Source organism: Streptomyces sp. ICN903 (assembly GCF_022015835.1).
Classification (GTDB): Bacteria; Actinomycetota; Actinomycetes; order Streptomycetales; family Streptomycetaceae; genus Streptomyces; species Streptomyces fenghuangensis.
In genome coordinates this window covers 1-9,522 of sequence record NZ_JAKMAY010000228.1, presented here as the reverse complement: position 1 = coordinate 9,522, position 9,522 = coordinate 1, and the positions used below count along the sequence as shown (strand labels likewise).

At 72.2% G+C, this 9,522-nt stretch carries 6 protein-coding genes and 4 tRNA genes; 2 read left to right on the top strand and 8 right to left on the bottom strand.

Going from position 1 to position 9,522, the window contains the following annotated elements:
- Positions 1 to 334: 334 nt before the first annotated feature.
- From L7D48_RS21005 to hrpA, 3 genes are all read right to left on the bottom strand, one after another.
- Positions 335 to 625, bottom strand: a complete 291-nt coding sequence (locus tag L7D48_RS21005; RefSeq protein ID WP_237881327.1) for a DUF6274 family protein — start codon at positions 623 to 625, stop codon at positions 335 to 337.
- A gap of 132 nt (positions 626 to 757) precedes the next feature.
- Positions 758 to 832, bottom strand: a tRNA-Asp gene (locus L7D48_RS21000).
- A 140-nt stretch (positions 833 to 972) separates the two neighbouring features.
- Positions 973 to 5,010 carry an ATP-dependent RNA helicase HrpA gene (gene hrpA, locus L7D48_RS20995; protein WP_237881326.1) on the bottom strand — a complete coding sequence of 1,346 codons (4,038 nt, stop codon included), beginning with the start codon at positions 5,008 to 5,010 and terminating at the stop codon, positions 973 to 975.
- A gap of 106 nt (positions 5,011 to 5,116) precedes the next feature.
- Here hrpA and L7D48_RS20990 point away from each other — a divergent pair, with 106 nt between their 5' ends.
- A complete protein-coding gene (locus L7D48_RS20990) occupies positions 5,117 to 6,274 on the top strand; it encodes an ABC transporter permease (protein WP_237881325.1) in 1,158 nt (385 codons plus the stop codon).
- 14 nt (positions 6,275 to 6,288) lie between these two features.
- Here L7D48_RS20990 and L7D48_RS20985 read toward each other — a convergent pair whose 3' ends face one another.
- The 5 genes from L7D48_RS20985 to L7D48_RS20965 form a co-directional block, all read right to left on the bottom strand.
- On the bottom strand, positions 6,289 to 6,837 hold the full coding sequence (locus tag L7D48_RS20985; protein ID WP_237881324.1) for a DUF2087 domain-containing protein: 549 nt from the start codon (positions 6,835 to 6,837) through the stop codon (positions 6,289 to 6,291).
- A 152-nt stretch (positions 6,838 to 6,989) separates the two neighbouring features.
- A tRNA-Phe gene (locus L7D48_RS20980) sits at positions 6,990 to 7,063 on the bottom strand.
- 4 nt (positions 7,064 to 7,067) lie between these two features.
- Positions 7,068 to 7,142 (bottom strand) — tRNA-Asp (locus L7D48_RS20975).
- 38 nt (positions 7,143 to 7,180) lie between these two features.
- Positions 7,181 to 7,253 (bottom strand) — tRNA-Glu (locus L7D48_RS20970).
- A 102-nt stretch (positions 7,254 to 7,355) separates the two neighbouring features.
- Positions 7,356 to 8,987 carry a metallophosphoesterase gene (locus L7D48_RS20965; protein ID WP_237881321.1) on the bottom strand — a complete coding sequence of 544 codons (1,632 nt, stop codon included), beginning with the start codon at positions 8,985 to 8,987 and terminating at the stop codon, positions 7,356 to 7,358.
- A 138-nt stretch (positions 8,988 to 9,125) separates the two neighbouring features.
- On the opposite strand from L7D48_RS20965, the gene L7D48_RS20960 reads away from it, so the two are divergent.
- Complete coding sequence (locus L7D48_RS20960) at positions 9,126 to 9,488, top strand: metallopeptidase family protein (protein WP_237881319.1); 363 nt, start codon at positions 9,126 to 9,128, stop codon at positions 9,486 to 9,488.
- Positions 9,489 to 9,522 lie beyond the last annotated feature (34 nt).

Below are 9,522 nucleotides of genomic sequence, written 5' to 3'. Positions count from 1 at the left end.
GCCCTCGGGGGGATCCCGTGCGGGGGGCGCGCGGAAGCGTCGGGAGGGGCGCTCGGGTGCAGTGCAATGGCACATATTAAATTTACCGGATGTAGGAAGGGGTTAAATTCCTCCCTCGGATCAACCGATTCGGTGACTCCCGTCACATCGCACGGGTCTTGCACGCCCCAACTACCGTACGGTAATGGGAAATAAGCGTACGACGCCCCGCAATCGGACCTCCGGTCGGGGCGCCGGTGCGCCGCCGGCCGCCTCTCGTGCGCCGCCGGGCCGCCGCCCGGCCGCAGGGCGGTGCCGGGGCGGCGTCGAGAGCGAAGGACCCGTCAGACCCGGCTCAGGGCCCGCCGGGGCCCGGCCGGCCCTCCACGGGCGCGGCGGGCGGCTCGGGGCCCTCCCCGGGGCGTACGGGCCGCACAGACCGTACGGGCGGTTCCGGGCGCGGGGCGGAGGAGGCGGCCGGGGGCGGCCCGCCGGGACGCTCGCCCGCGGGCTCCATCGCCAGCAGCTGCAGCCGGTGGCAGACCGGGCAGTGCCGGGTGGCGTGGCCGTAACGCGTCGCGGCGGACAGATGGGCCCGCAGCAGGGCCCGTGTCTCGTGCCGCGGATACCTCGGAGTCGTCGGCATCGCGCCCACCTCCCTGTAGCAGAGGTACCCGCGGCCTGAGGAACCGTCAAGACGGCCCGTGCGCCGGGGATGCCCGAGGGCGCGCAAAACGGCCAGTGGCCCGGATCCTCGGGGGATCCGGGCCACTCGATGCGGTCCTGACGGGATTTGAACCCGCGGCCTCCACCTTGACAGGGTGGCGAGCACTCCAAACTGCTCCACAGGACCTGGAAGCCGCAGCGCCGGGCGCTGCCCGAGCTGCGAGAAGGACTCTACAGCAGCTCAGGGACACAAAGCGAACTCACTCTCAGTCCCGGCCCGGCTACCGACCCGTCACCGGCCCGCGACCGGTCCCTGTGCCGGTCCGGCTACGGCGCCGCCGCGTCCACCGCCTTCACGATGCGCTTGTCCGAGACCGGGTAAGCCGTCCCCAGGGCGTGCGCGAAGTAGCTGACCCGCAGCTCCTCGATCATCCAGCGGATCTCCCGCGCCTCCCGCGGCACCGGCCGCCCCTTCGGGAACTGCTCCAGCAGCCACTCGTACTCGTCCCGCATCTCCTTCACCTTCGCCATCCGGGCACGGTCCCGCTCGGCGTTCGTGGGCAGCTGCTGCAGGCGGCGGTCCACGGCCGTCAGATAGCGCAGCAGGTCCGGCAGGCGCCGGGCGCCGTGGGCGGTCACGAAGCCCGGTCCGACCAGCTCCGTGAGCTGCTGCCGCACATCCGCGAGGTTCGGCGCCAGGGTCGGACTGCCCGACAGCGGCGGCGACTTCATCCGGCGCTCGCACGACTGCCAGGCGGCGAGCACCTCGCGCACCTGCCGCACCGTCGCCACCGTCGCGTCGGTGATGTCGGCGCGCACGGCGTCGAAGAGCTTGCGGAAGCCCTCCTCGTTCCAGGCCGGGCCGCCGTGCGCCGCGATCAGCCGGTCCGCGGCGGCCGTCACGCAGTCGTCGAACAGCGCCTGGACGCTGCCGTGCGGGGAGGCGGCGAGGGAGAGCCGGTCCTGGTTGGTGAGTTTGGACTGGGCGAACTTGGCCGGATTGGACGGGAGGTTGAGCAGGACGAGCCGGCGCGTGCCGCGCCACATCGCCTCACTCTGCTCGTCCTCGGTGTCGAAGAGTTTCACCGACACCGAGGCGCCGTCGTCCACCAGAGCCGGGTACGCCCTGACCGGCTGGCCGGCCCGCCGCGTCTCGAAGGTGCGCGGCAGGGCGCCGATGGTCCAGGAGGTCAGCCCGGTGCGCTGCTCCAGACCGCCGCCGGTACCGTCGCCGCCCTTGTCCCGGGCGGAGTCGAACGCCTTGGACAGCGCGGCCCGGGTGCGCGGGCGCAGAGCGTCCCTCAGCTCCTCCAGATCCTTGCTCTCGGCGTCGCGGGAGACCTTGCGGCGCCGCTCGTCCACCACCCGGAAGGTGATCTTCAGATGGTCGGGGACCCTGGACGGGTCGAAGTCCTCCGGGGTCACACGCACCCCCGTCATCCGCGTCAGCCCCCGCGCCAGCACGGCCGTCAGCGGCTCGTTCAGCGTCTCCTGCGGGATGCCGCCGTCCCTTCCGGCGACGGTGTCCAGGAAGCGCCGGGCGAAGTCGGGGGCGGGCACGTAGTTGCGGCGGATCGGCTTGGGCAGAGAGCGGATCAGCTCGGTGACCAGATCCGCGCGCAGCCCGGGGATCTGCCAGTCGAAGCCCTCGGAGGAGACCTGGTTGAGCACCTGGAGGGGGATGTGGACGGTGACGCCGTCGGCGTCCGCGCCCGGCTCGAACTGGTACGTCACCCGGAACCGCAGCCTGCCCTGGTGCCAGGAGTCGGGGTAGTCGTCCTTGGTGACCTGCCCGGCCCGCTCGTTGATGAGCATGGACTTCTCGAAGTTGAGCAGGTCCGGCTCCTCCTGGCGTTTGCGCTTCCACCAGGAGTCGAAGTGCGCGCCGGAGACGACGTGTTCGGGGACGCGCCGGTCGTAGAAGTCGAACAGCGTCTCGTCGTCGACGAGGATGTCGCGGCGGCGGGCCCGGTGCTCCAGCTCCTCCACCTCGCCCAGCAGCCTGCGGTTGTCGTGGAAGAACTGGTGGTGGGTGCGCCAGTCGCCCTCCACCAGGGCGTTGCGGATGAACAGCTCGCGGCAGGTCTCCGGGTCGATGCGCCCGTAGTTCACCTTGCGCTGGGCCACGATGGGCACGCCGTACAGCGTCACCTTCTCGTAGGCCATCACCGCCGCCTGCTTCTGCTCCCAGTGCGGCTCGCTGTAGGTGCGCTTGACCAGATGGCCGGCGAGCGGCTCGATCCAGTCCGGATCGATCTTCGCGTTGACCCGCGCCCACAGCCGCGAGGTCTCCACCAGCTCGGCCGACATGATCCAGCGCGGCGGCTTCCTGAACAGCGCGGAGCCGGGGAAGACGGCGAACTTCGCGCTGCGCGCGCCCAGGTACTCGTTGCCCTTGGCGCTCTCCCGCCCGCCCTCGCCCGGGGAGCTCTTCCCGCTCTCCTTGACCTCCTTGAGCCCGATGTGCGACAGCAGGCCCGCCAGCAGCGACTGGTGGACGCGGTCGGCGTCCGCGTCCTGGTCGTTCATGTGGACGCCCATGGACTTGGCGACCTGGCGGAGCTGGACGTAGATGTCCTGCCACTCGCGTATGCGCAGGTAGTTGAGGAACTCGGACCGGCACATCCGGCGGAAGGCCGAGGAGGACAGCTCCTTCTGCCGCTCGCGCACGTAGCGCCACAGGTTGAGCAGGGCGAGGAAGTCGCTGTTCTCGTCGCGGAACCGGGCGTGCTGCTGGTCGGCCTGCTGCTGCTTGTCGGCGGGGCGCTCGCGCGGGTCCTGGATGGACAGCGCCGCGGCGATCACCATGACCTCGCGGACGCAGCCGTTGCGGTCGGCCTCCAGCACCATCCGCGCCAGCCGCGGATCGACGGGGAACTGCGCCAGCTTCCGGCCCGTCTCCGTCAGGCGCTTGCGCGGGTCCTTCTGCTTCGGGTCGAGCGCGCCCAGCTCCTCCAGCAGCTGCACACCGGCCTTGATGCTGCGGTGGTCCGGCGGGTCGATGAAGGGGAAGCGCTCGATGTCGCCCAGCCCCGCGGCGGTCATCTGGAGGATGACGGAGGCCAGGTTGGTGCGCAGGATCTCCGGGTCGGTGAACTCCGGCCGGGAGAGGAAGTCCTCCTCGGAGTACAGCCGGATGCAGATGCCGTCCGAGGTGCGGCCGCAGCGGCCCTTGCGCTGGTTGGCGCTGGCCTGCGAGACCGGCTCGATCGGCAGCCGCTGGACCTTGGTGCGGTGGCTGTAGCGGGAGATGCGGGCGGTGCCGGTGTCGATGACGTACTTGATGCCGGGGACGGTCAGCGAGGTCTCGGCGACGTTGGTGGCCAGCACGATCCGCCGGCCGCCGTGCTTCTGGAACACCCGGTGCTGCTCGGCGTGCGACAGCCGCGCGTACAGCGGCAGCACCTCCGTGGAGCGCAGGTTCTTCCTGTTCAGCGCGTCGGCGGTGTCGCGGATCTCCCGCTCGCCGGAGAGGAAGACCAGGATGTCGCCCGGCCCCTCGGCCTGGAGCTCGTCGACCGCGTCGCAGATCGCGGTGACCTGGTCCCGGTCGGGGTTGTCGCCCTCCTCCTCCAGCAGCGGCCGGTAGCGGACCTCCACCGGATACGTACGGCCGGACACCTCCACGATCGGGGCGTCGCCGAAGTGGCGGGAGAAGCGCTCGGGATCGATCGTCGCGGAGGTGATGACGACCTTGAGGTCCGGACGGCGGGGCAGCAGCCGGGCGAGGTAGCCCAGCAGGAAGTCGATGTTGAGGCTGCGCTCGTGCGCCTCGTCGATGATGATCGTGTCGTACCGGCGCAGCTCGCGGTCGGTCTGGATCTCGGCCAGCAGGATGCCGTCCGTCATCAGCTTGACCAGGGTGTCCTCGCCCACCTGGTCGGTGAAGCGGACCTTCCAGCCCACCGCCTCGCCCAGCGGCGTGCGCAGCTCCTCGGCGACGCGCTCGGCCACCGTGCGGGCCGCGATCCGGCGCGGCTGGGTGTGCCCGATCAGCCCCTTCACCCCGCGCCCGAGCTCCAGGCAGATCTTGGGGATCTGGGTGGTCTTGCCGGAGCCGGTCTCGCCCGCGACGATCACGACCTGGTTGTCCCGGATCGCCTGAAGGATCTCGTCCTTCTTCTGGCTGACGGGGAGCTGCTCGGGGTAGTCGATCGCGGGGACGGCGTCCCGCCGGGCGGCCACGCGCAGCTCGGCCCGCTCGACCTCGGCGGCGATCTCCGCGAGCACGGCACGCCGCGCCTCCGGCTTGCGGATGCGGCGGACGCCCTCCAGTCGGCGGCCGAGCCGCTGCTGGTCGCGCAGCATCAGCTCGGGCAGTCGCTCCAGGACGGCGGGGAGGCTGGGATCAGACACAGTGGACATACGGGCTCCAGGATCGCACCCGCACCGAGTGCCGGGCGAATCAATTCACCGCTCCTTGTGACCGGCTTGCGGTGGTATGGGCGAAAAGACTGTCTAGGGTGAGCGCATGAACGACCGGCGCCACCCCCTCCCCGACGGTCCCGAAGGCACCGAGGAACCCGACGGCTCGCGCACCGCGCACGGCTCTCATGATGCCCGCGCCGGGGACGAAGCCGGGCAGGGCCGCCGGGGAGGGGGCGCCGGCGGGCGCTGGCGGCGATTCAAGGGCTCGCCCTTCCTGCCCGCCGCCGTGCTGTCGCTGCTCATCGCCGCCGCGGCCGGACTCTTCGCGGGCTCGTACACCTACGCCATGGCCGACCCCACCCCGCGCCGCATCCCCGTCGCGGTCGTCGGCGCCACCGGGGACGCCTCCGCCCACCGGGAGCGCGCGCAGGCGTTCGCCGCCGCGATCGGCGAGGACCTGCGCTCCTCCCTGGAACTGCGCGAGTACCCCACCGCCGCGGCGGCCGACGAGGCCCTGGAGTCGCAGAAGGTCTTCGCCGTGCTGCGCATCCCCGGCGACCCGGGCCGGGAGCGGCCGGTGCTGGAGGTCTCCAGCGCCTCGGGCGCCTCCGTCGCCGAGCTGCTGACCGAGGCCGCCCGATCGGTGGGTGAGGAGACCGGACTGCGGGTGACGGTGCGGGACGCCAAACCGCTGGACCCGGGTGACCCGCGCGGCCTGGCCCTGTTCTACGTCACCCTCGCGGCGGTGGTCACCGGCTTCATCGGGGCCATCCAGATGAGCGTCCACGCCAGGGGCCTGGACCCCGCCGAGCGGATCGCCTTCACGGCCGCCTACTCGCTGCTGGGCGGCTTCGCCATCGCCGCGGCCGTGGACTGGCTGCTGGGCGCGGTCGACTTCCCCTTCGTCCACTCCTGGATGATCCTCGCCCTGACCATGTTCACCTCGGGCATGGTCTTCACCATGTTCCAGGCCCTGATCGGCCGCTGGGCCATGCTCCCCACCTGGGGCCTGATGGTCCTGATCGGCAACCCCTCCTCCGGGGGAGCGGTCTCCTGGCCCCTGCTGCCCTCACCGCTGGGCACCATCGGCCGCTGGCTCCCGCCCGGCGCCTCCGTCAACGCCCAGCACACGGCCGTCTACTTCCCGGGCTATCTGCACGTACAGCCCTATCTGGTGCTGGCCGCCTGGGCGGTCGCCTCCTGCGCCGTCTTCTGGATCCTGCGCCACCGCCATCCGGGCGGCCGGGCCGGCGGCTCCTGACCCGGCGGGCCCGCTCAGGGGCGCCAGTACCGGCCGTCCTCGCGCCCCAGCAGGCACTCGTCGATCAGATAGCGCCGCACCGTCACATGGTCGGTGGCCCCGCCCTCGCACCAGGCGCGCAGCCGGTCGTCCACCTCGCGCTCGCCGTAGACACGGCCGGTCTCGAAGGAGCGCTCCACCACATGCTCCAGCACCGGCAGCCGCCGGCCCTTCCTGGCCGGCAGATGGACGATGCGCCCGTCCCGCACGGACCGGTGGAGCGGATCCCCGGCGGCCCCGGCCTCTCCACCCTCCCGGCTTTCCCGGCTCTCCGCGCTCCGGGCGCGGGCGAGCTCCCGGAACCGCCCGGCCTCGACGCGCAGCCCGTCTCCTGCGCCCCCTCCGGCTTCCCCGACGACGAGTCCGCCGTCCCGCAGCCGCCGCACGGCGACCGCGGCCTCGCGCACGGACAGCCCGGCGGTCCTGGCCACCTCCGGCACGCTTCCGGCCCCCAGCACCAGCGCGGCGAAGGCGCGCAGCCGCCGCGGTTCGGCGAACAGTCCCGCGAGATCCCCAGACGTCATGCCCTCACCCTGCCACCGGCCCGCCCCGCACCGCCTCCGGTTTTCCGGCGGCCCGGACAGGTCCGGTACCCGGCCCCCGTTGGCGTACGGACCGGCGCGGAAACGGTGAAAGCCCCGCTCCGGGAGACCCGGAGCGGGGCTTTCACCTGCGGTGGCTGGGGCCGGGGTCGAACCGGCGACCTTCCGCTTTTCAGGCGGACGCTCGTACCAACTGAGCTACCCAGCCGCAGCGGTCCTGACGGGATTTGAACCCGCGGCCTCCACCTTGACAGGGTGGCGAGCACTCCAAACTGCTCCACAGGACCAAGCGATGTGCGAGCACCAGTCTCGCACAGGTTGTGCGTGCCCCCAACGGGATTCGAACCCGTGCTACCGCCTTGAAAGGGCGGCGTCCTGGGCCACTAGACGATGAGGGCTGATGGCCCACCTGGGCGCTTCTCAGCGCGTCGGGGACGTGAGAAGCATATGGGATGGCGGGACGGATCGCCAAAACGGATTTCCGGCGGCGCCCGGTCGGGCTAGTCGGAGGGCTGCCCGGACGGCGTCGGGGACGGTGACCGGGACGGGGAGTCGGACGGCGAGCCGGAGGGGGACGGCGAGCCGGAGGGGGACGGGGACGGGGAGCTGCCCGGCTCCACGTCCTCCGGCAGACGGCGGCTGACCTCGGCCGTCGTCAGCCCCAGACCGCCCAGGGTGATCTCGTCCCAAGCCTGGAGCCGCTTGGTGTCCCGGTCCAGGTAGAGCACCGAGGCCATCACCTTCTGCGGCTCGTCGCCCTCCACGGCCCGCAGTCCGCCACCGCCCGTGGAGCCCTCGATCATCAGCCGGGTGCCCTCCTCCATCACCCGCGCCTCCCGGCGGTGGACGTGGCCGGCCAGCACCAGGGGCACGTCGCCGTCCGTCTGCTGGGCGGCGATCGGGTTGTGCGCGGCGGCGATGTGCACCGGCTTGCCCGCCGCCGCGCTCCTGCGCAGCGAGGCGGCCAGTTTCCGGCCCGCGACGCGCTCGGCCGCGTCGCCCTTGGCGACCACCGAGCGGTCCGGGGTGAACTGCGGGTCGCCGATGCCCGCGATCCGCAGACCGCCCACGGTCACCGGCTTCCCGTCGTCCAGGACGTGGGTGTTGTCCAGCTCCTCGATGTACTCCTGGGTGGTGCGCGAGTCGTGGTTGCCGCGCGCCCACACGTACGGCGCGCCGAGGTCCTCGATCGGGTCCAGGAAGCCGTTCTCGGCCGCGGTGCCGTGGTCCATGGTGTCGCCCGTGTCGATGATCACGGCGATGTCGTACTGCTCGACCAGCGACCTGACGATGTGCCACGCGGCCGTATTGAGGTGGATGTCGGAGACGTGCAGCACGCGGATGGTGCTGGGGTCCGGCTGGTAGGCGGGGAGCGTGGACGTGGCGTCGTAGAGCTTGGTGACGTTGGTGACCAGGCGCGCCAGCTCCTGCTGGTAGATGTCGAAGTCGGTGACGATGCTGCGCGCGTTGCCCACCACGCTCGGCGCGCTGGCCAGCAGTCCGGAGAACTTCGGCTCCAGCAGCGATTTCGGGTTCCACGTCGCGTAGGCGCTCGCGCCGGAGGCCGCCAGGAGCGCGAGCGCGAGGCCGCCCGCCGCGAGCGCGCGCCGCGGGCGCCGGTAGACGGCCAGGCCGAGCGCCGTGGCGCCGGAGACCACCGCGACGGAGGCCTTCACCGCCAGGTCCCGTGTGCCGGACCGCACATCGCCGGTGATCTGTTCCTCCAGGCCGCTGATCCGCTCCGGGCGGTCTATCAGGGCCTGGGCGCGCTCGGGGTCGAGCCGGTCGATGTCGACGTCCAGGGCGAGCGGGGCGTGGTGGCTGTCCAGTTCGAGCGCGCCGAGCGGCGGCACGCTGATCTCGGTGCCCCCGGTCAGCGAGGGGCGCAGCGACATCCGGGTGTCCACCGGCCCCACGTCCGCCTTCACGCTGCCCACGACGAGCAGTCCCAGCCAGGCGCCGAGCAGCGTGACGGCGGCCAGCGCGAACGCGCGGGCGTACGGGTGGGGGGTGTGGCTCAGGGAGTACACCGGCGCGGGCCGGTGCGCCCGGAAGCGGCGACGCAGAGCACGGGGAACGGCTGCGGACCGGCGGGCGGGGGCCCGGCGCGGCCGGAGGGGTTCTCGGCTCATGCCGTGCCATATGCCCTTCCGGGTGGCGACTATGCGGCGTACCGTGCGGCGTCCGTGCGGCTTCCGCCCGGTACGCCGCGCCGCGGTCCTGTGCGCCGGCCCGTGCGCCGTCCGCGTGCGGTGACGGACAATGGGCGCGTGCTGGAGATGACGCGCGAGGAGTTCGAGGAACTGGTGGCCGAGGCGCTCGACCGGATCCCGCCGGAGCTGACGCGGCTCATGGACAACGTGGCGGTGTTCGTGGAGGACGAGCCGCCCGCCGAGGACCCCGAACTGCTCGGGCTCTACGAGGGCACGCCGCTGACCGAGCGCGGCGAGTGGTACGCGGGCGTCCTGCCGGACCGCATCACCGTCTACCGCGGGCCCACCCTGCGGATGTGCGAGCGCGAGGGCGGCGACCGGCAGACGGTCGTCGAGGAGGTGGAGATCACCGTGGTGCACGAGATCGCCCACCACTTCGGCATCGACGACGAGCGGCTGCACGACCTGGGCTACGCGTGAGCGGAGGCTTCCGGGAGGGGCGCGGGGAGGACGG

What these genes read in the sequence shown, in the direction of transcription:
- L7D48_RS20990 (WP_237881325.1), top strand. Translation starts at nt 5,117, where the DNA reads ATGAACGACCGGCGCCACCCCCTCCCCGACGGTCCCGAAGGCACCGAG.
- hrpA (WP_237881326.1), bottom strand. Translation starts at nt 5,010, where the DNA reads ATGTCCACTGTGTCTGATCCCAGCCTCCCCGCCGTCCTGGAGCGACTG.
- L7D48_RS20965 (WP_237881321.1), bottom strand. Translation starts at nt 8,987, where the DNA reads ATGAGCCGAGAACCCCTCCGGCCGCGCCGGGCCCCCGCCCGCCGGTCC.
- L7D48_RS20985 (WP_237881324.1), bottom strand. Translation starts at nt 6,837, where the DNA reads ATGACGTCTGGGGATCTCGCGGGACTGTTCGCCGAACCGCGGCGGCTG.
- L7D48_RS21005 (WP_237881327.1), bottom strand. Translation starts at nt 625, where the DNA reads ATGCCGACGACTCCGAGGTATCCGCGGCACGAGACACGGGCCCTGCTG.